This is a genomic window from Aquimarina sp. Aq78 (assembly GCF_900299525.1).
Taxonomy (GTDB): Bacteria; Bacteroidota; Bacteroidia; order Flavobacteriales; family Flavobacteriaceae; genus Aquimarina.
The window spans coordinates 107,999-130,968 of record NZ_OMKA01000026.1 but is presented as its reverse complement, the minus strand read 5'-3'; the positions used below and the strand labels follow the sequence as shown (position 1 = coordinate 130,968).

The following is a 22,970-nucleotide window of genomic DNA, read 5'->3' as shown; positions in this document are numbered from 1 at the left end:
TTATATTTAGCGATTCTAAAACTTGATTTTATGAGTATCGTTTCTTTTATAGCGAAGCAGATTCCTGTTTCAGAAAAACAAATTACTAAAACTATTTCCTTACTCAATGATGGAGCTACGATTCCGTTTATCTCTAGATATCGTAAAGAGATGACAGGAGACCTTGATGAGGTGGCTGTTGGTGAAATAGTAAAGTTTAAAGCTGCCTTTGAAGCTCTTCAAAAAAGAAAAGAAAGTGTATTAGCCACGATCAAAGAGCAAGAAGCATTAACACCAGAGTTAGAGAAAAAAATCCTGTCTGCAGATACACTTACACAAGTAGAAGATTTGTATTTACCGTATAAGAAAAAAAGAAAAACTAAAGCTTCTGTTGCCAAAGAACAAGGATTAGAACCTTTGGCTAAGATCATTATGCAGCAAAGAGAAGAAGAAATTCTTTTTATCGCCTCGCAGTATCTAAATGATATTATTACTAGTGAAGAGTTAGCATTGCAAGGAGCAAGAGATATTATAGCAGAATGGATTAATGAAGATGAAAAAATAAGAAATAGACTGAGAAGATTATATCAACGCAAAGCCACAATAGCTTCTACAGTAATTAAGACAAAAAAGGATGATGTAGCCGCTCAGAAATACTTACAATATTTTGATTGGGAAGAACCACTTCATAAATGTCCTTCACATCGCTTACTAGCAATTTTAAGAGCCGAAAATGAAAAAATAGTAAGAGTAAAAATTACGGTGCCAGAAGGCGACGCATTAGATATTATAGACGATGTGATGATCAAAACTAATGTCGAAGCTTGTACAGATCATATGTTTTTGGCTAGTTCTGATGCTTATAAACGATTATTAACACCGGCAATTTCTACAGAAATACTCAATCAATCTAAAGAAAAAGCTGATGATAATGCTATAAAGGTTTTTGCGCAAAATTTAAAACAATTACTGTTGGCTTCACCACTAGGGCAAAAGAAAATACTGGCTTTGGATCCAGGATTTAAATCGGGTTGTAAACTGGTTTGTCTTGACAATCAAGGTGATTTATTACATAATGAAAATATTTATCCTCATCCTCCACAACGAGAAGTAACAGGAGCAATCAAAAAAATCAGATCTCTGGTAAATGCATATAAGATTGAAGCTATTGCAATAGGAAACGGAACCGCTGCCAGAGAAACAGAAGCTTTTATTAAAAAAATACCATTTGAGAAACCAATCCAGGTATTTATGGTAAATGAAAGCGGAGCTTCAGTATACTCGGCATCCAAAATTGCCAGAGCCGAGTTTCCGACTTATGATGTAACTGTACGCGGTGCAGTATCTATCGGAAGACGACTAGCCGATCCTTTGGCAGAATTAGTAAAAATCGACCCAAAGGCTATTGGAGTGGGGCAGTATCAACATGATGTGGATCAATCTAAGCTCAAAAATGAATTAGATACCGTAGTAATGAGTTGTGTAAACGGTGTGGGTATTAATGTAAATACCGCTAGTGTCCCGTTACTAAGCTATGTTTCGGGTATTGGTGAAAAGCTTGCAGAAAATATTGTAACATATCGATCAGAAAATGGAGCAATACAATCACGTGAGGAACTCAAAAAAGTACCTAGGCTAGGAGGAAAAGCTTATGAACAAGCAGCAGCGTTTTTACGAATTACGAGCCCTAAAAACCCACTTGATAATTCTGCAGTGCACCCAGAGCGATATAAATTGGTTTCGAAAATGGCAAAAGACGCGGGAGTTCCTATAAGTGAATTAATAGGAAATAGAGAAGCTATTACAAAAATCAAACTACAAAACTATATTACCGATGAGGTAGGACTTCCTACATTAACCGATATTGTTAGAGAATTAGAAAAACCGGGTGTAGACCCTAGAAAAAAAGTGACAGTCTTTGAATTTGATCCTAATGTAAAAACCATAGAAGACATAAAAACAGGAATGAAACTACCGGGAATTGTAAATAATATTACAAATTTTGGATGTTTTGTCGATATAGGGATTAAAGAAAGTGGATTAATTCATATCTCAAAACTGGCAAACGAATTTATTAGCGACGTCAATGCCGTAGTACAATTACAACAACACTTGATGGTTACCGTAATAGAAGTAGATATAAGCAGAAAGAGAATTCAACTTTCTCTTATTGACTAAAATATACAGCCAAAAAAACATTGTAATTTCTTATTTTATACTAAAAGCAAATTAACATCTCTATCAATTTGTTGATTTATGAATTGAAAAGATCCATTCATTAGTTGAAACTATATAACCATCAATTCTATATCATAATTATTTTCTGATATGCATATGTTTGATTTTTAAGAATGTCTATTATTTAAGACAAAAGAATCAGTAAAAACACCTGTTTTATTCCTAAGGATTTAAAAACTATAACTTTTCTAGTACTATAGCTACTTGAAAAAAGCAATACCATTGTTTTTAAAACTTTAAGAAACTCAGGAAATTTTGGTAGGTTATCATGAAAAAATACTTGTATTTAGTTTTAATATTTGTTTTTAAAATTGTTTCAGCACAATCTATCGTCGATGTGCATACAGCTAACACAAATGTTATTGTAGTTGTTCTAGAAATGAGCGTAGAAAATCGAGATGTAATTCCTTCTACCTCTGGTTGGACTGTAAACGGCACTATTCCTGTTTCTATAGGAAGAGGGGCTAGTGTTTATGACGAAAGAAAGTATGATTGGACCGTGGGATATTATGAGATTTTTGTACGACATAATATATATCTCGAATTAAATCAAAACTTAGTAAATAATACAAACTATACTATAGTAAGCCCCTATGGTACTACATCATTAGCTTTTTCTGATACAGAAGTGTTTTGCGAATCAATTAAAGTAAATCAAGAAGGGTATAGCGGAAATGCAACAGGAAATTATGCCAATTTTGGATATTACGGCGGCAATCTTGGATCTACAATGTTTGATGTGATACCAGATTACCAGATAGTTAATGAGAATAATACTGTGATTACTTCAGGAAAACTAATCTATTGGGGAGATGATACCGATATAGGACTGGCAACTTCTGGTGAACACGTATACAGGATAGACCTATCAAATGTTCCTGTAGGAGGGCCATACCATATTGTTGTAAATGGTGTTGGCAGATCTTATTCCTTTGGCGTTGGGAATAATTATTTACGCAAAATAGCCGAAGTTCATGCGAGAGGGATGTTTCATCAACGTTGCGGTATCGAACTAAAAAGGCCTTATACAGAATATGAAAGAGAAAAATGCCATCAGGAGAGTGCTTTTACTATGAATACATGGTCTGCTCTGGGTTTTATTGATGTGCCTGCAGATGCCGAAATGCATACTGTTATAGGTGGATATCATGATGCCGGGGATTTTGACAGACGACCTTATCATACTATTATTCCTATAACAATGCTTTCAACCTTTGAAGCATTTCCTCAAAATTTTATTGATAGACAATATAATATTCCAGAATCGGGAAATGAAATTCCTGATTTTCTTGATGAAGCTTTATGGGGTGTTTTAATTTGGGAGAATTTACAACTAAATCAGAATAACTGGGATAACTCAGATGATTTTGGAGGTGTAATGCAAGGAACAGAAACCATGGCGCATCCAACATATGGAGCACATAGGGCAGATTATGAAGATGATCGCCAATATGGAACTTTTGAGGTTGGGATAAAAACAACTCTTGAAGCAGCCGGAATGTTTGCACAAGCTTCCAGGATTATCGAACCTTATGACTCTGACAGGGCTTCGGATTTGTTTGCAAAGGCAGAACAGGCATGGTCATACATTGACAATAATTATGTTTCCGGAACACATCGTGGAGCTATGCTGTATGCCGCGTTGCAAATGTATCTGGTTACTGCTATCGGTAATGATACAGAGGATACGCAGAATAGGTACCATACACTATTTAGAGATGAAGTAATAAACACGATCATTAATGGAGGGACATGGCCCGACCAGTACTTAGGAGGTAATATGTCTGCAACAATTAAATCTTCTCAATTCATTAGCTATTTACTTGTAAGTGATATTTATACAGACCCCACTATCAACGAAGGGTTGCTAAATGCACTCAAATTTCAGGCTGATACCGGAGGATACATGGGTTGGAATGAAAATGATTTTCCATATGCGCAAGGTGTTACAAAATATAATGGATGGGGAGCTTCTACTGCACAAGGCAGATATACAGAAGATCTTGGTTATATGATGCGGTTAAGCACTTCAGAAGAAGATAAGCAACATTACTATAACCAGATAAGCAATTATGCTAATTATTCTCTAGGGTTAAATCCACAAGGACATAGTTATGTAACAGGATTGGGTGATAAACAACCTATAAGTCCTGCACACCTGGATAGTTACTATACCAAATATGGTGAATCACCGGGTGGAGGTACACAACCAGTTATCGGAAATGTACCTGGTATAGTTGTCTATGGTAGTACCGAAGGTAGAAGCGGTCAGCAATATCAAAGAGTTATTACAGACAAACTTTATCCGGCTTGGGATGACTTACCTGGGTTAAGAAGATGGAGTGACGGATGGTCTCTCATTAATGGAAATGAATTTACTACCTGGGAAACAATGGTTTGGAATGTATGTATGTTTGGAATTCTCTATGACGCTTCTAGTGATGAAACAATAAGTGATGAAACAGTAGTAGATGAAGTAGGTGATTTGGAAGAATCTAACAACGAGTTTCTTGTTTATCCTAATCCTTCAGAAAATACGATAAATATTAGCTATTCTGAATTAGAAGGAGCCAGAGTAGAGATAATAGATATGATAGGTAAAAGAATTTATCGTGAAGTAGCGAGTCAAAATGAACACTTTATTAGGCACTCGTTTGCAAAAGGAATATATTTTTTAACTGTTTCTAAAAAAGGAGAAACTCTCGTTAAAAAATTTATTGTTCAATAATAATTTGATGGTATTCTATATTACATTCAGAAAAATAAAAAAACCCAGTTCCTAAGAACTGGGTTTTTTTATATGTATTTGAATACAAAAATTATTTTTTCTCATCAATCTTAGGATCTTCTTCTTCTTCTTTTGAGGCATCCTTAAATTCTTTTATACCACTACCAAGGCCTCTCATTAGCTCGGGGATTTTCTTTCCACCAAACAAAAGCAACACAATTGCTACAATTAGAGCAATTTGCCATGGGCCAATCATTCCTAAAAATATACTAGATAATATCATGATCTTAACTATTAGATTACAAAGTTAGCAAGAAATGATTAAATATATGTTTTTAGCTGTTAAAAAACGGATTTTTATATCAATTTTATCAAAACCGATAGACGATTTACATATCAAAACCGTTGTGTTTTAATATGGATAAGTTGAATTTTTCTCTGATTTATATTTGCATTTCATACGTTTGATTTTCTTTGATGAGGAAACCGTTTTTGAATATAATAAGAATGAAGTAATTTGATAAAAAGACAAAATTAAAAGGTAAAATGTAAATTTCGCAGGTAAAAGGTAAACCCAAGATGAGTTCATTATGTATATTTGCGATTAATGATACCGATTTGATAACATTCTTTATTGAAGATGTAATCTATGGCAAAAAAGAACAAAGAACAAAAAAAAATTACCAAGAAGCTGCTTAATAAGTACCGCTTGGTTATCCTTAATGAGGATACTTTTGAGGAACGAATATCATTTAAATTAAACAGGCTTAATGTTTTTGTAATGGTTACGATTACCTCAATTGTCTTGGTAGCAGGAACTACCTTTTTGATTGCATTTACCCCGCTTAGAGAATATATCCCAGGATATTCTTCTACATCACTCAATTTAAGAGCTACCAGATTAGTAGCTACTACAGATTCTCTGGAGTCGGTAATTAATATTAATCAGGAATATTATAAATCAATCAGAAAAGTACTTACAGGAGATGTAAAAACTGTAGAATTTGATATTGATTCTGCAATACAATCCCAAAAATTAAATCCTGAAGAGGTAGACCTTAAACCTTCAGAACAAGATATACAACTTCGCGAAGAAGTATCTAAGGAAGATAAATATAGCCTATTCGAAAGCGAAAAATCAAGCTCTGATTTTTCATTATTTCCTCCAGTAAAAGGTAATATCACTTCTAACTATAACATGAATGAAAAACATTATGGTATAGATGTAGCGGTTCCCAAAGATACCCCAGTAAAAGCAGCATCTTCTGGGACTGTAATTTTTTCTGAATGGACTGCAGAAACTGGTCATGTAATTATACTTAAGCATAGTAATAATTTACTTACAGTATATAAACATAATGCTTCTCTAACCAAGCAACAAGGAGAACAGGTTAAGGCCGGAGAAGTAATTGCTACAGCAGGTTCGACAGGAGAATTATCTACCGGGCCTCATTTACATTTTGAATTATGGCGAGATGGATACCCAACAGATCCGTCTAACTTTATTGATTTTGAACAATAATTATCTATGTCCTTAAAAACATTAGGAGCTAAAGTATTTGCTAGGCGAATTCGCAAAAAAATTAATAAATGGGCATCAAACCCAATAAAAACTCAAGAACAAGTTTTTGCAAGTCTTATAGAAAAAGCAGAAAACACGGCCTTTGGTAAAGATCATAATTTTCAGCAGATAAAAACATATTCAGATTTTACTCAAAATGTCCCAATACGAGATTATGAAGAATTAAAATCATATGTAAATCGTGTTGTAGCTGGTGAGAATGATGTACTTTGGCCAGGCAAACCATTATATTTTGCTAAGACATCAGGAACCACAAGTGGTGCAAAATATATTCCTCTTACCAAAGATTCTATGCCTACTCATGTTAGAGCAGCTCGTAATGCGATTTTATGCTATATTGAAGAAACCGGAAAAACTGATTTTGTCGATGGCAAGATGATATTCCTTCAGGGGAGTCCAGAGATGAGTGAAAAGAATGGAATATTACTAGGAAGACTTTCGGGAATAGTAGCACATTATGTACCAAAATATCTTCAAAAGAACAGAATGCCTAGCTGGGAAACTAATTGTATTGAAGATTGGGAACAAAAAGTCGATGCCATTGTTGAAGAAACGGTACATCAAAATATGACAGTGATAAGCGGTATTCCACCATGGGTACAAATGTATTTTGAAAAACTACAGCAAAAGGCAAACAAAACCATAGGAGAACTTTTTAAAGGTTTCGAGCTTTTTATATACGGTGGTGTAAATTTTGAACCCTATAAAGCTACATTCGAAAAATTAATTGGCAGAAAAGTAGCAGGTATCGAATTGTATCCGGCTTCAGAAGGGTTTTTTGCATTTCAGGACAGTCAGAACCAAAAAGGAATGCTATTGCAATTGGATTCGGGGATGTTTTATGAGTTTGTAAAGGCAGATGAATTTTTTGAAGAAAACCCAAAGAGATTAACTATCGGTGAGGTTGAAATAGGAGTAAATTATGTAATGCTTGTTTCTACTAATGCTGGATTATGGGCATATAATATTGGAGATACAGTACAATTTACTAATACATCACCATATAGAGTAGTTGTTTCTGGTAGGATAAAGCATTTTATTTCGGCATTCGGAGAACATGTGATTGGTAAGGAAGTAGATCAAGCAATTAAAGATGGTATAGAAGCCACCGGGATAATGATTAATGATTTTACAGTAGCGCCGCAGGTTAATCCAAATCAGGGCGAACTACCATATCACGAATGGTTTATAGAATTTCGAGAAACTCCAGAGGATATAAGAAAATTAACTTTAGAAATTGAGAGCTCATTGCGAAAACAGAACTCATATTATGATGATTTGATCGAAGGGAAAATATTGAGAACATTAAAAATAACTCCTGTTCCAAAAGATGGATTTAAAGATTATATGAAATCTGTGGGTAAACTAGGGGGGCAAAATAAACTTCCAAGGCTTTCTAATGATAGAAATATTGTAGACAAACTCACAACTATAATAGACAAATAGTCCTAATTGAATTTTAATGTTCGGTTAGTATACTTATATTTGCTAGGAAAAATTTATGGCAAATCTTATATTACAAGGAAGAACGAGAGCTCAGGAAAGCTCTAGCGCAATTGAACGCATGTACATAACTATGCGTCATCTTTTTAATAGAGGTTTTTATAAACCCATGGGGGTTTCTGGGGATACACTTAGAGAAGCACTATTAACACTTCGCCCAGAGATTTATGGTTCTGTCGCAGAAGAAAAAGTAGAGCTTAATGGATTACTATATGTTATTGATCGTTTACCATTTGGTATTGAAGAGTGCCGATATATTAACTTAACCAGTGACGAAGGGTATAAAAATTCTCATTTTAAAGCCATAGTACCTCCCAAAAGACGCAGGAACTGTTATCGAATAGATGATGAGCAAATGAATATTGAGATTACCAGAGGACGATCAGAAATTTATGATATTCTTACTCACCTTACCTTTTTATTTATAGAATCACACAAAATCATGAATCGAGTGGTGATTAATGAACAAGGGAATGTTACCAGGGATTGGCAAAAATTAGAAAAGGCAGTAACTTCTAAAAAAGATTTAACCAAAGCCGAAAGAGAGGTTGCTTTGACCCATACAGCTAATATTTTAGGAAGAACCTTCGAAGAGGTTTCTTCTGTGTATGGTAGTTTTTCTTGCCCAGAAAACAAAGAACGGTTTTTAGATATTATTTATTGGTTAGGTAAGTTGGCGATAGAAGAATCAATTGAAGATGAAAAGAGAATCGTAACTTTTAGTCCGGTTTTAAGAGAAAGACTAGGTCATCATATTCATGGAGAGATTTGGGCAAATACAATTAAAAATAAATTAGAAGGGCTAAATTTACTACATCGCCCAATCCATATTATTAGTGCTAATATGCATAGTGTAATGAATGCTTTATATGCTCCAATAGCATTAAAAACAGAATTAAAAGATAAAAGCACTTTTGATGTTTATGAATCATTAAGCGATAATAAAAATGATAAATTAAGAGCAAAAGTGCGAAAGTTAGCCTTGCAAAAAGGAATGACTTACCTAGAAGATCATAGTGGTGCAAATATTAATATTCAGATATTTGATACTGCTCAATATGCTGATGGTGAATATAAAAATCTGATTGCTGATATCGAAGATGATAAAAAGCCAGTGATCATTGTTATGGATTATGCGTTTGGTGAACAGGCATACGAAACTATGGATGAGCTATTAAAGCCATATATTACTTCTCAAGGAAACAAAACACATATAGATGTTAAATCTATTTCTATTATGGGTAAAGCAGGTATTCTTGAAGGAGGAAAAGGGGATATAATGATACCATCTGCTCATGTCTTTGAAGGAACAGCAGATAATTATCCATTTAAAAATCAGCTAAAAAAGAAAGAACTAGAAGGTCATGGCATTGATATCTATGATGGAGCAATGATTACAGTTTTAGGAACGTCCTTGCAAAATAGAGATATCTTAAAGTTTTTTCATGATTCTACCTGGAATGTAATTGGATTAGAAATGGAAGGAGCACATTATCAAAAGGCCATACAATCTGCTTCAAAACTTAGAAGTAGTATCAGTTCAAAAGTAAAAGTACGATACGCTTACTATGCTTCGGATAACCCATTAGAAACAGGAAGTACATTAGCTTCTGGAGGATTAGGAACTACAGGAGTAAAACCAACATACCTAATAACCGAAAAAATAATAGAACAAATATTTAAAGAAAGATAATAATTATGAGTAATGAAAATTACAAAGATGAGCTAGACTTAATGCAAGTTTTTGGAATGATTAAGGGGATTTTTAAAAACTTTCTAAAGTTGATTATTTCTGTAATTGTATTCTATAAAAAAAAATGGATTTTATTTTTGATTTTATTAATTTTAAGCGGAGCAATCGGGTTTTTTATTGACCAAAATCAAGATACAAAGGATAATTATACGCAAGAAATTATAATTGAACCCAAATACGACAGTGCAAAGTATATTTATGATTTTGTAGAAGAATTAGAGAATAACTTTAAGGATAGTGTTTTTGTTAACAAATTAGGAATTAGTTTAAATGATGCTAAAGACATAAAAAAAATTACTATTGAACCTGTTATAAGAGGTACAGATGTTTTAGATAATTTAAAAGAGCGGTATGAAAGCAGAGAGTTTTTTAAGGATATAATGAAAGCATATGATGAAGATAAATTAAAAGAGGAAGGGTTTAGGGATTTTTATAAACATCATAAACTCACTATTAATTTTAATAAAGCAAATGACAATAACAGTAGAATAATCTCATCTATTCTGAACTATATTAGATCAAATAAATACTATCAGGAAATATCGGACCTCACTCTTAAACAAAAGAAAATTGACATAGAAAGAAATAAGACATCATTACAATTTATTGATACGTATTTGAGTAATTTGGAAAAAACACCATTAAAGGCAGAAAACGAAGCCATTATTATTTCCTCAGGATCAGAATTGCCTATGGTTTCTATAGCTTCTCTGTTACAAAAGAAAGAACTTTTAATAGACCTGATTAATGATCAGGAACGCGTTTTAATCCTTGACAAAGAAATATTTTCTTTTGTTACCTACGGAGATGTTATCTCAAAACGGAAGAAACTATTGAATCGTATGATGATACTAATCCCTATACTTCTCATAGGACTGGTTTCTTTATTCTACTTTCTTCGATATCTAAATGGAGAGATAAAAGACTTTGTTAAAGACTAATAATGATAAATATTTATTCAGTAGTATAAGTATTCCTTGTCAAAACTTATAAAAGAATTATAAAAGTAATAATTATGCTATATCCTTTAAAATTTCGGCCAATTCTAAAAGAAAAAATATGGGGAGGAGATAAATTAAAAACTATTCTCAATAAGCCTACAATAGATGAAAATACCGGTGAAAGTTGGGAAATATCAACAGTGGGAGATGATATTTCGATAGTATCTAATGGGAAGTTAGAAGGAAAAAAACTAGATCACCTGATTAAAGAATATAAAGGAGAATTATTAGGTAATAAGGTATATCAGGAATTTGGAGATCAGTTTCCTTTATTAATAAAATATATAGACGCCAAGGAAGATTTATCTGTTCAATTACACCCAAATGATGAATTAGCAAAAAAGCGACATAATTCTTTTGGAAAGACAGAAATGTGGTATGTGGTTCAGGCAGATGAGGACGCTAAATTGATTGTTGATTTCAATAAAAAAACTTCAAAACAAGAATATGAAGCTTTTTTAAATGATGGGAAAATAACAGAATTACTAAATTTTGAAAGAATATCTGAAGGAGACAGTTATTTTATTAATGCAGGCAAAATACATGCAATAGGAGGAGGAACATTAATTGCAGAAATCCAACAAACATCTGATATTACATATAGGGTATATGATTGGGACCGAAAAGATAATGAAGGAAATCAAAGAGAGTTACACACGGATCTTGCCCTAGAAGCATTAGACTTTAATGTAGATGGTTCTTCTAAATTAGAATATAATAAAATTGAAAATTGTGTAAATAAGTTAGCTTCTTCAACCTATTTTACTACCAATTTTATTGAAGTAAATGGTAGTTTAGAAAGAAATTATATAGGCTTAGATTCATTTAAAATTTTGATGTGTGTAGAGGGAAGCGGAAACATAAACATAAACGATCATTCAACAAACATTTCATTTGGTGAAACGATATTAATTCCTGCCAAGATTGAACATTTATCAATCAAAAGTGATGCCCTAACAATGAAAATGTTAGAGATTTACATTTAAATATATAATGAAAAATATACTAATAACAGGAGGTGCAGGGTTTATAGGGTCGAATTTTGTGAACTTCATTTCAAAAAATGATGACTCAAAAATCATCAATCTTGATGCGTTAACTTATGCTGCTGATCTTACTAATATTGAGGTCAAAAATGATATAAATTATACTTTTATAAAAGGAGATATCTGTGATTGGAATGTAATTGAAAAAGTTTTTGTAGAACACAAGATTGATACCGTAGTTCATTTTGCTGCAGAATCTCATGTTGATAATTCTATTAAAGGCCCAAAAGCTTTTATTGAAACTAATATTGTGGGGACTTTTAATTTGTTACAAGCTGCATATCAGACATGGATGAAAGCTCCAAATCAACCAAAGTTAGAATTTGAACACGCTCGATTTTTACATGTCTCTACAGATGAGGTATATGGTACATTAGGAAAAACAGGTCTTTTTACCGAAGAAACCCCTTATGCACCTAATAGTCCATATAGTGCTTCAAAAGCATCTTCTGATATGTTAGTTCGAAGTTATTTTCATACCTACGGCTTACCAGTGGTAACAACAAACTGTTCAAATAATTATGGCCCTAGACAGCATAATGAAAAACTAATCCCAACTATCATTAGAAAAGCTATTAATGAAGAGAACATACCTATATATGGTGATGGTAAAAACATAAGAGATTGGTTATATGTTTTGGATCATTGTAAAGGAATAGATTTAGTACTACGTAAAGGGAAAATTGGGGAAACTTATAATATTGGAGGAAAAAACGAAAGAGAAAACATATATATCGCCACTACTATTTGTGAAATTTTGGACACTATAATTCCAAGGAATACTACTAAATCATATAAAGACCTTATTACTTATGTTACCGATAGACCTGGTCATGATTTCAGATATGCCATTGATGCTTCTAAAATTGAAAATGAATTAGGATGGAGTGCAGAAGAAAATTTTGAAACAGGAATCAAGAAAACGATAGATTGGTACTTAAAAAAGTATAAGAATTAGTACTGTCTTTTAAGAGAAAATTTGACTAAAATCCATGTTCAGACAATAATACTATAAAAATGAAAGGAATAATATTAGCAGGAGGATCGGGAACACGTTTACATCCACTTACACGGGCGATTAGTAAACAGCTAATGCCGGTTTATGACAAACCAATGATATATTATCCACTTTCTACATTGATTTCTGCTGGGATTAGAGAGATTTTGATTATCTCTACTCCTCAGGATTTACCATTATTTGAAAAACTATTGGGTGATGGTAAAATCTATGGTTGTCGATTTGAGTATGCTATTCAGGATCAACCTAATGGATTAGCAGAAGCTTTTATTATTGGAGAAAAATTTATTGGGGATGATAAAGTTGCTTTAATATTAGGAGATAATATATTTTATGGATCAGGATTAGAAAAGCTTTTAGAAAATAATAATGATCCCGATGGAGGTATTATATATGCTTATCATGTTCAAGATCCCGAACGATATGGAGTTGTTGATTTTGATAAGAATGGTAAAGCCACTTCAATAGAAGAAAAACCAAAACAACCGAAATCAAATTATGCTGTACCAGGAATTTACTTTTACGACAATAAAGTAGTAGAGATTGCTAAAGGTATTAAACCAAGTGCTCGAGGAGAACTAGAAATTACGGATATAAATAATGCATATCTGCAACAAGGAAAATTAAAAGTAAGCATACTCGATAAAGGTACAGCCTGGTTAGATACGGGAACATTTAATTCTCTGATGCAAGCAAGTCAATTTGTTCAAGTTATAGAAGAACGACAAGGACTTAAAATTGGAGCAATAGAAGAAGTAGCATTTAAAAAAGGTTTTATTGATAAAAATCAACTTCAGGAATTAGCAAAACCTTTATTAAAAAGTGGATATGGTAAATATTTATTACAACTAGATTAAGATGGAAATTCAATCTACTTTTATTGATGGGTGTTTTGTAGTTAAGCCCAGAGTATTTGATGATGAAAGAGGCTCTTTTTTTGAGAGTTTTAATCAAAAGGTATTCGAAGAAATTACCGGATTAAAGATCGATTTTATACAAGATAATCAATCTATTTCCAAAAGAGGAGTACTTAGAGGATTGCATTTTCAAACAGGTGAATATATGCAAGCAAAATTGGTTAGAGCAGTTAAAGGAGAAGTATTAGATGTGGTTGTTGATCTAAGACCTAATTCTAAAACATACAAAGAACACTTTTCTATTGTGTTAAATGATCATAATAATTTTCAGCTATTTGTTCCCAGAGGTTTTGCGCATGGGTTTATTACATTGAGCGAAAGTGCAATTTTTAGTTATAAATGTGATAATTATTATCATAAATCTTCAGAATCAGGAATCATATATAATGACCCTGATCTTGCAATTGATTGGAAATTAGATATTTCTGAAATTCAATTATCAGAAAAAGACAAAGAGCTATCTTTTATAAAAGACTTAAAATTATAAAACCTTAACAACCATAAAAAGAGGACTTGTTTTTTATTAAGTAAATATATGGTGTTAAAAAAAATGTTAACGCTCATTTTTGTTTAATTTTTTTATTAATTTGCCCCTAGTTTCTTTTAAAATTTTAAAAGAAAAATCTAATTTTTTGGGAAAGCACAAATACCAGTGCTGTATAATTGACGTTTTTCCTACCCTATCGTCAAAATAATAATATTTCATTGATTCTAATAAATAAGAGACTTTTTGATATGTCTCCTGTATTTTGAATCTACGATATTATGTTTTTAGTTTTATTTAAAGTTTATCAATTTTTTGAGCATGATTGCTTCTTAAAACAAATTAACCTGCGACGATGAAAGAAAACACTCCAGAAGAAATTGACTTGGGAGAATTATTTAGACTGATTGGCAATGCTCTTAATAGATGCATTAAGTTTATTGATACTATTTTTAAAAGTCTTTTTCACCTTTTTATCCTATTTCTTAAGTTCATAAGAATCCACTTCCTAAAATTTGCAACTGTCGCATTTATAGGACTTATAATAGGAGGGTATTTAGATCATAGATCATTACCCATATATAAATCCTCTATGATTATAGAACCAAATTTTAATAGTGTTCAACAACTATACAATAATATCGAGTTTTATAATCAATTGGCCGTACATCAAGAAAATAAAGCTTTATCCGAAGCCTTACAGGTTAATGAAAAGGAAGCATTATATATTAAAAAAGTTACAATAGAATCGTTTTCTGATGAAACACAACGAATAAAACAGTTTAGTGAATTCATTAGTGGATTAGATTCGATATCTCAAAAACAAGTAGATTATGAGTATTATTTAGAAAACTTTAATGACATCAATGCAAAATTTCATAGAATACAAATAGAAGCAACCTCTCCAGAAATAGCAAAACAATGCCAGAAAGCAATTGTAACATCAATAGAGAATAATGAGTATTTTAGACTACAGAAAGAAATTAACGAGCGCAATATTGCTCTTAAAGATTCAGTTATAGGCACTCAACAGGAAGAAATCAATGATTTACAAGCATTTTATAAGAAGATAAAAATCATGGAAGCTCAAAAACCTGATGGAACCACCAACATTAACTTGGCAGAAAATCAATCAGATCAGGCATCAGAGATTGAACTACTAAATCAGACCGGGAAACTAAAAGACGAAAAAATTGAATTAAATAATGAAAAAGCAAACACGAAGAATACCATTAATATTATTTCAGAATTCCCTAATAAAGGAGCCTTGGTAAATGATTTTATTAATAAAAAAATCGTATTGGTACCAATAGTATTTGTTACTATCTTATTTTTGGTCCTAATTCTTATTTCATTAAATAAATATTTAATGAATTATGATAAATTAAGTGCATGAATTTGGTAAGACAATAAATGGAAAAAAAATCAGAGAAAAATAATATTTTGATTACGGGATCGAGTGGTCAATTAGGACAATGCATAGAAAAAATTAAGAAAAACTATCCTGGATTACAGTTGTATTTTGCCAATTCTGAAGTATTAGATATCACAAAAAAAGAGGAGATACAGCATTTTTTTAAGGGTAAATCATTCAAATTTGTAGTGAATTGTGCTGCATATACCAACGTAGAACAAGCAGAAAAAGAACCAGAAAAAGCTTTTTTGGTTAATGCTACAGGAGTGTTAAATCTAGCACAGATTTGTAAAGGATATGATACTACATTTATCCATATATCTACCGATTATGTTTTTGATGGTTCAAAAGAAACCCCTTACATCGAAGAAGATACTCCAAATCCTATTAATGAGTACGGAAAATCAAAATTAGCTGGAGAACAATACATTCAAGAAATTTTGGAGAAATATTTCATCATTAGGACTTCATGGCTGTACTCTGAATTTGGGCATAATTTTTTTAAAACTATTTTGAAAAAATCAGAAACTGAGAAGGAATTGACCATTACAACTTCTGAAATTGGAACTCCCACAAATGCAAATGACCTAGCCAAATTTATCCTCGATTTGGCGATAAATAATAATCAAAAATATGGTCTCTATCATTTTAGTAACCTTGGTGAGGCGACTTGGTATAATTTTGCTGAGGAAATTTTAAGAGTTTTAGGTAAACTTGATGATATAATGCTTAAAAGAATAGATAATTACCATACTTTTGCACAAAGACCTAAGTATAGTGTTTTAAGTAAAGAAAAATGTATTAATTCTTTTCATTTCAAAATTTTGAATTGGAAAAATTCATTAAGAAATTTACATTCAATTATTCAATGAAGAAAAACCTAATTGTTTTTGGTACCAGACCTGAAGCTATCAAAATGGCACCATTGGTAAAAGAATTCCAAAAACACACAGATAATTTTATAACTAAAGTTTGCATCACCGCACAACATCGAGAAATGTTGGATCAGGTATTATCTTTTTTCGATATAAACCCTGATTACGATCTGAATTTAATGAAACCTGATCAAAATTTATATACACTTACTGCAGATATTATTATTGGTTTAAAACCAATTCTTGAAGATTTTTGTCCAGATTATGTGTACATTCATGGTGACACCACAACCACTATGGCATCAAGTATAGCAGCCTTTTATTCTGGAGCTACAGTTTGCCATGTCGAGGCGGGATTAAGAACATTCAATATGAAATCTCCTTTTCCCGAAGAAATGAATAGGTGTGTAACAGGGGTTGTATCTAATATTCATTTTTCACCTACAGAGACATCAAAGCAAAATCTTGTTAATGAGAATAAATCTTTAGATTCTATATTAATAACAGGAAATACGGTTATAGATGCCTTAAAATTTAGTGTTGACAAGGTTAGTGATAATAAATTTGAAGATGAAGAGGTAAAACAGCTTAAAAAAGTTATTGATATAGATAAAAGATTGATTTTAGTTACAGGGCATAGAAGAGAAAATCATGGCCAAGGATTCATAAATATTTGTGAAGCTTTACAACAAATAGCTATAGATAACCCTGATACTCAAATTATTTATCCGGTACATTTAAATCCAAATGTTCAAAAACCCGTATATAGACTTTTAGATAATATCGATAATATCAAATTAATTTCACCTCTTTCTTATCCAGCTTTTGTATGGCTGATGAATCAATCCTATTTAATTATTACGGATAGTGGAGGAGTGCAAGAGGAAGCACCAAGTTTGGGAAAACCTGTCTTAGTAATGAGAGATACAACAGAACGACCTGAAGCGGTGGATGCGGGGACAGTAATTTTAGTCGGAACAAACAAAAACCGAATAATTTCTAAAGCAAATAAACTTTTGAAAGACGAAGTAGCTTATCAAAATATGAGTAAACTTCATAACCCATACGGAGATGGAAAAGCTTGCCAAAGAATAGTAAGTTATATATCAAAAAACTAAAAATGGAAAATAAACCAAGTGTTGTTATGGTTGGTTTGGGTTATATAGGACTCCCTACAGCAGCCTTAATAGCTCAAAATAATGTGCATGTTCATGGAGTTGATATCAACCCAAAGGTAGTAGAAACTATTAATAAAGGAGAAGTTCATATTGTCGAACCTGAGTTGGATACGGCAGTTTTGGAAGCTGTAACACAGGGGTATCTAAAAGCTGATACAAAACCAGTAAAAGCAGATGTTTATTTAATTGTTGTTCCTACTCCCTTTAAGGGTAAAAATGAACCTGATATTTCATTTGTAGAAGCTGCTACACGTGCAATAATTCCTTTGTTGAAAAAAGGTGATCTATATATAATTGAGTCTACCTCTCCTATTGGAACAACAGAAAAGATGATGGAATTAATTTATTCTGAACGACCAGATTTAAAAGATACACTAAATATTGCATATTGCCCTGAGCGGGTATTACCTGGTAATGTTATGTATGAGTTAATACATAATGATAGAGTGATTGGAGGAATTGATGATAAATCAACAGATAGAGCAGTAAGTTTTTACAAAGAATTTATTAAAGGTAGTTTGCATAAAACTAATGCCAGAACAGCAGAAATGTGCAAGTTGGTTGAGAATTCTTCTCGAGATGTTCAGATTGCATTTGCCAACGAATTATCTCTTATTTGTGATAAAGCAAATATTAATGTATGGGAACTAATAGATTTGGCGAATAAGCATCCAAGAGTTAATATCTTGCAACCTGGTTGTGGTGTCGGTGGTCATTGTATAGCGGTAGACCCTTATTTTATAGTTGCTGATTATCCGATGGAATCGCAGATAATCGGTAAAGCTCGTGAAATAAATAATTACAAATCTTTTTGGTGTGCAGAGAAAGTACAAACTGCTAAACTTGAATTTGAATTGCAATATGGAAGAAAACCAAGTATAGCTTTAATGGGTTTAGCATTCAAACCAAACATAGATGATTTAAGGGAATCTCCAGCCAAATATATTGCACAGAAAGTATTGCAAAACGCTAATAATGAAGAGTATTATATAGTAGAACCAAATATAGAAAGCCATACGGTGTTTAAGCTTACTAACTACTTAGAAGCAGCTGAGAAATCAGACATTATAGTGTTTTTGGTAGCACATAAAGAGTTTAAAAACTTAGATATAGCAAAAGATAAAAAAATATTAGACTTTTGCGGAATCATTAAAGAACAAAGAGAATAAAATCAGTAAATGATTTATTCACTTGTGTCAATTTTTCTCAAAGGAAATAATAATTAATAGACTTTAATATATGGGTAATAAAAAATATCATGCTCACGATACAGCAGTAATAGATGAGAATTGTGATATTGGTGACAATACTAAAATATGGCATTTTTCACATATAATGTCTAACTGTAAGATTGGAGAATCCTGTAATATTGGCCAAAATGTTGTAGTATCACCCCAGGTTATACTAGGATGCAATGTTAAAGTCCAAAATAATGTTTCAATTTATACCGGAGTGATATGCGAAGATGATGTTTTTCTTGGCCCTTCAATGGTATTTACAAATGTAATAAATCCTAGAAGTGCGGTAAATAGAAGAGGACAATATTCGCAAACCATAGTGAAAAAAGGGGCGTCAATTGGTGCTAACGCGACAATTGTTTGTGGGAATGATATCGGTGAATATGCCTTAATTGGTGCAGGATCTGTTGTAACAAAACCTGTTAAACCTTACGCTTTATTGGTAGGTAACCCTGCAAAACAAATAGGATGGGTTAGTGAATATGGCCACAGACTCGAATTTAACAAAAACAATACTGCTGTTTGTAGCGAAAGTCAGCAAGAGTATTTGTTAGAAAACGATACGATTAAACGAATAAAATAAGGGGATAAATTTTTATTCAAAACTTTGGTTAGAAAAGAGTATCGATAAGAAATTTATGTTATAAAATAAAGGTCAAAATAAAAAGAGATCCCAAACAATACATTATCCAAAACCATTACATTTGCAAAAAATTACCTGTATATGAAAAAGGATAATGAAATTATGAATATACAGGTAGTATGGATTAAAGAAAATAAGCACATGGCAAAGTGTTAAAACGTTTATTATGAAGAATTTTGCTTTAGTTGGAGCTTCTGGATACATTGCTCCTAGGCACTTAAAAGCTATTAGAGATACAGGTAATAATTTGATAGCTGCATTAGATAAATTTGATAGTGTTGGGATTATTGACAGTTATTTTCCCGAAGCTGATTTTTTTGTTGAATTTGAACGATTTGACAGGCATATAGAAAAATTACGATATAAAGACTCAAAATTAGATTATGTGAGTGTTTGTACCCCAAATTATTTACATGATGCACATATTCGTTTCGCTTTACGACAGCAAGCAGATGCAATATGTGAAAAACCTTTAGTACTAAATCCTTGGAATATAGACTCTCTTCTAAAAGTAGAACAAGAGACAGGCCAAAAGATTTGGAATATTTTACAGTTAAGAGTCCATAAAAGTATAATTGATTTAAAAAAGAAAATAGAAGCTGCCCCAAAAGATAAAATCTTTGATGTTGATTTAACATATTTGACATCTAGGGGAAAATGGTACTATACTTCTTGGAAAGGAGATATTTCAAAATCGGGAGGTATTGCAACAAATATTGGGGTACATTTCTATGATATGCTTTCTTGGATTTTTGGTGATGTGAAGAAAAATGTGGTTCATGTGCATACGCATGATAGAGCATCTGGATATCTAGAATTTGAAAGAGCAAGGGTGCGATGGTTTTTGTCTATAAATTATGATGTGCTTCCAGAAGAAATAAAAGAGAAAGGGCAAAGAACATTTAGATCCATAAAAATTGAAGGAGAAGAATTAGAATTCAGTGATGGTTTTACAGATTTACATACTCAAGTATATAAAGACATAATATCTGGTAAAGGATATGGGTTGGATGCGGCAAGACAAGCCATAGAAATTGTTCACGATATCCGTAATTCTGATCCTGTTGGATTAAAAGGAGAATATCATCCTTTAGCAAAAAAAGAATTATCAAGGCATCCATTTGGAAAATTATACAATTAAAAAAATATAAATAAATGAAACTAGAAGGTTCAAAAGTATTAGTCATTGGTGGAGCAGGATTTATAGGAGGTTTTGTTGTAAAGGAATTATTAAAGCATGACGTAAAAGAAGTTGTCATCTATGATAATTTTGCTCGTGGAAAAAAAGAAAACATAGCAGAAAGTTTAGAAGATTCAAGGTGTTCTGTATATCCATATGGAGGAGATGTAAGAGAAATAGATATTCTTGACACTGCAATGCAGGGAATGGATTATGTATTTCATTTGGCTGCAATGTGGTTATTACATTGTAAAGATTATCCTAGAACCGCATTTGATGTAAATGTTGCTGGAACATTTAATGTATTAGAAGCATGTGTTAAAAATAAAATAAAAAAGTTAGTTTCTTCTTCGTCAGCATCAGTATATGGCGATGCGATTGAAGTTCCTATGACAGAAGATCATCCTTTTAATAATAAGAATTTTTACGGAGCTACAAAAATTGCTGGAGAAGCAATGGCTACAGCGTTTAATGACAGGTATGGATTAGAAGTAATAGGACTACGCTATATGAATGTTTATGGCCCAGGGCAAGATCAACATGCAGTGTATAGTGGAGTAGTGCCGATTATGCTAAATAAAATAGAAGCAGGAGAGCAACCGGTCATTAATGGAGATGGTAGTCAGGCGTACGATTTTATATATGCAGAAGATGTAGCCAGAGCAAATATAGCAGCATTAGAATCTGATATAAAAATTGGTAATTATAATGTAGGAACAGAAGTACAAACTTCTATTCGAGAGTTATGTGATACTATTTTAGAGCTAAAAAAATCTTCTTTGTCTGTTAAATATATACCTTATTCTGCGGATGATGCCAGAGCACTTGTTCAAAATAGAATTGGATCAAAAGAAAAAGCAGAAAAAGAAATTAAATTCAAATATAAATATTCACTAAAAGAAGGACTACAAAAACTGATAGATTGGAGAATTAGTGAAGGAATTGATTCCCCAAAGTAATGTCTAAAATTGCAATAGTAGGAGGAGGAATAATAGGTTTGGCAATTGCGCACAAACTTTCTCAATTAAAAACAGTTAGTTCGGTAACAGTTTATGAGAAAGAAAAAAATGTAGGGCAACATCAATCTGGTCGAAATAGTGGAGTATTGCATTGTGGATTATATTATAAACCGGGATCTTTAAAATCTCTTTTGTCCGTTCAGGGTATTAGAGAAATGGTTTCTTTTTGCCGAGAACATGATATTTCTCATGATATCTGCGGAAAGGTTGTAGTTGCAACAACGGCAGAAGAAGAAAAATCACTTGAAGCATTAGCTAAAAGAGGTCATAAAAATGGGCTGGAAGGATTGAAGTACCTCAATAATGACGAACTTCAAAAAAGAGAACCCTATGTTAGGGCAAAAAAAGCTCTTCTGGTACCAGAAGAAGGTATTGTAAGTTATAAAGCGGTAATGTTGAAGCTTGTTGACCTTATTAAACAAAATGGAGGAGAAATTTGTACAGATACCAAAATCGAAAAAGTTAAAAGTTCTAATGATAAAGGTGTCGTATTAATTACGGATAAAAAAGAAGTAGCATATGACTATCTTGTCAGTTGTGCAGGACTCTATAGTGATCATACATTTAATAAATTAACAAAAGAATCCTCTCCATTAAAAATAGTTCCGTTTAGAGGGGAGTATTTGATGTTTAAACCAGAACTGAATCACATTGTTAACCATTTAGTTTACCCTGTACCAGATGCTAAATATCCTTTTTTAGGAGTTCATTTCACTAGACTTATTGATGGTCAAAGAGAAGTGGGGCCTAATGCGGTTTTTGCATTTAAACGAGAAGGATATAATACATTTAGTTTTTCTGCAAAAGAAACATTTGAATCATTGACTTATCCTGGGTTAATACGATTTATGAAAAATAATTTTGCATTTTCAATGGGAGAACTTAAATCCTCTATGTCTTCATCGGCGTTTATTGATAAAGCAAGAAAAATGATCCCAGAAGTAACCAATGATATGTTTGTTAAAGGGAATGCTGGTGTAAGAGCGCAGGCAATATCAACAAAAGGAGAGTTGTTGATGGATTTTAATATTATAAGAAAAGACAGACAGGTTCATGTGTTAAATGCTCCAAGCCCTGGAGCTACATCTTCATTAGCAATAGCAAAATATATCATAGATCAATATCTAGAAGAATTAAAATAAGTATTAGCCATAATAGATACTATTATATCTAT

At 32.3% G+C, this 22,970-nt stretch carries 19 protein-coding genes; 18 read left to right on the top strand and 1 reads right to left on the bottom strand.

Annotation, left to right across the window (positions count from 1 at the left end; all coding sequences use genetic code 11):
* The first annotated feature begins 30 nt into the window (after positions 1-30).
* Positions 31-2,157: a Tex family protein gene (locus DG435_RS16960; RefSeq protein WP_106793771.1), complete on the top strand. Its 2,127-nt coding sequence runs from the start codon at positions 31-33 to the stop codon at positions 2,155-2,157.
* A gap of 328 nt (positions 2,158-2,485) precedes the next feature.
* A complete protein-coding gene (locus tag DG435_RS16955; RefSeq protein WP_106793772.1) occupies positions 2,486-4,945 on the top strand; it encodes a glycoside hydrolase family 9 protein in 2,460 nt (819 codons plus the stop codon).
* A 91-nt stretch (positions 4,946-5,036) separates the two neighbouring features.
* On the opposite strand, the gene DG435_RS16950 is transcribed toward DG435_RS16955, so the two are convergent.
* Entirely contained in the window at positions 5,037-5,228 is a 192-nt protein-coding gene (locus tag DG435_RS16950) for a twin-arginine translocase TatA/TatE family subunit (RefSeq protein WP_024769828.1), read from the bottom strand.
* Positions 5,229-5,594: 366 nt separating this feature from the next.
* Between DG435_RS16950 and DG435_RS16945 the strand changes: the two genes are divergently transcribed.
* The 16 genes from DG435_RS16945 (at position 5,595) to lhgO (ending at position 22,938) form a co-directional block, all read left to right on the top strand.
* A complete protein-coding gene (locus tag DG435_RS16945) occupies positions 5,595-6,467 on the top strand; it encodes a M23 family metallopeptidase (protein WP_024769827.1) in 873 nt (290 codons plus the stop codon).
* Between the two features lie 6 nt (positions 6,468-6,473).
* Positions 6,474-7,973 (top strand): GH3 auxin-responsive promoter family protein, encoded by a 1,500-nt coding sequence (locus tag DG435_RS16940; protein WP_106793773.1) that lies wholly within the window; start codon positions 6,474-6,476, stop codon positions 7,971-7,973.
* Positions 7,974-8,028: 55 nt separating this feature from the next.
* Entirely contained in the window at positions 8,029-9,723 is a 1,695-nt protein-coding gene (locus tag DG435_RS16935) for a hypothetical protein (RefSeq protein WP_106793774.1), read from the top strand.
* A 5-nt stretch (positions 9,724-9,728) separates the two neighbouring features.
* Positions 9,729-10,724: a hypothetical protein gene (locus DG435_RS16930; protein WP_106793775.1), complete on the top strand. Its 996-nt coding sequence runs from the start codon at positions 9,729-9,731 to the stop codon at positions 10,722-10,724.
* A gap of 74 nt (positions 10,725-10,798) precedes the next feature.
* Entirely contained in the window at positions 10,799-11,770 is a 972-nt protein-coding gene (locus DG435_RS16925) for a type I phosphomannose isomerase catalytic subunit (protein WP_106793776.1), read from the top strand.
* A 7-nt stretch (positions 11,771-11,777) separates the two neighbouring features.
* Positions 11,778-12,788 (top strand): dTDP-glucose 4,6-dehydratase, encoded by a 1,011-nt coding sequence (gene rfbB, locus DG435_RS16920; protein ID WP_106793777.1) that lies wholly within the window; start codon positions 11,778-11,780, stop codon positions 12,786-12,788.
* A gap of 59 nt (positions 12,789-12,847) precedes the next feature.
* Positions 12,848-13,705, top strand: a complete 858-nt coding sequence (gene rfbA / locus DG435_RS16915; protein WP_106793778.1) for a glucose-1-phosphate thymidylyltransferase RfbA — start codon at positions 12,848-12,850, stop codon at positions 13,703-13,705.
* A 1-nt stretch (position 13,706) separates the two neighbouring features.
* The gene (rfbC, locus tag DG435_RS16910) at positions 13,707-14,252 is read left to right on the top strand and encodes a dTDP-4-dehydrorhamnose 3,5-epimerase (RefSeq protein WP_106793779.1); all 546 of its coding nucleotides are present in this window, start codon (positions 13,707-13,709) and stop codon (positions 14,250-14,252) included.
* 352 nt (positions 14,253-14,604) lie between these two features.
* Positions 14,605-15,645 (top strand): hypothetical protein, encoded by a 1,041-nt coding sequence (locus DG435_RS16905; RefSeq protein ID WP_106793780.1) that lies wholly within the window; start codon positions 14,605-14,607, stop codon positions 15,643-15,645.
* Between the two features lie 17 nt (positions 15,646-15,662).
* On the top strand, positions 15,663-16,535 hold the full coding sequence (rfbD, locus tag DG435_RS16900; protein ID WP_106793781.1) for a dTDP-4-dehydrorhamnose reductase: 873 nt from the start codon (positions 15,663-15,665) through the stop codon (positions 16,533-16,535).
* Positions 16,532-17,656: a non-hydrolyzing UDP-N-acetylglucosamine 2-epimerase gene (gene wecB / locus DG435_RS16895; protein ID WP_106793796.1), complete on the top strand. Its 1,125-nt coding sequence runs from the start codon at positions 16,532-16,534 to the stop codon at positions 17,654-17,656. The genes rfbD and wecB overlap by 4 nt, the downstream gene beginning before the upstream one ends.
* 2 nt (positions 17,657-17,658) lie before the next feature.
* Positions 17,659-18,885: a UDP-N-acetyl-D-mannosamine dehydrogenase gene (wecC, locus tag DG435_RS16890; RefSeq protein ID WP_106793797.1), complete on the top strand. Its 1,227-nt coding sequence runs from the start codon at positions 17,659-17,661 to the stop codon at positions 18,883-18,885.
* A 70-nt stretch (positions 18,886-18,955) separates the two neighbouring features.
* The gene (locus tag DG435_RS16885; protein ID WP_106793782.1) at positions 18,956-19,537 is read left to right on the top strand and encodes an acyltransferase; all 582 of its coding nucleotides are present in this window, start codon (positions 18,956-18,958) and stop codon (positions 19,535-19,537) included.
* A 226-nt stretch (positions 19,538-19,763) separates the two neighbouring features.
* The gene (locus tag DG435_RS16880) at positions 19,764-20,738 is read left to right on the top strand and encodes a Gfo/Idh/MocA family protein (protein WP_106793783.1); all 975 of its coding nucleotides are present in this window, start codon (positions 19,764-19,766) and stop codon (positions 20,736-20,738) included.
* Between the two features lie 14 nt (positions 20,739-20,752).
* Positions 20,753-21,736, top strand: a complete 984-nt coding sequence (locus tag DG435_RS16875) for an NAD-dependent epimerase/dehydratase family protein (protein ID WP_106793784.1) — start codon at positions 20,753-20,755, stop codon at positions 21,734-21,736.
* Positions 21,736-22,938 carry an L-2-hydroxyglutarate oxidase gene (gene lhgO / locus DG435_RS16870; RefSeq protein ID WP_106793785.1) on the top strand — a complete coding sequence of 401 codons (1,203 nt, stop codon included), beginning with the start codon at positions 21,736-21,738 and terminating at the stop codon, positions 22,936-22,938. The genes DG435_RS16875 and lhgO overlap by 1 nt, the downstream gene beginning before the upstream one ends.
* Positions 22,939-22,970: the final 32 nt, after the last annotated feature.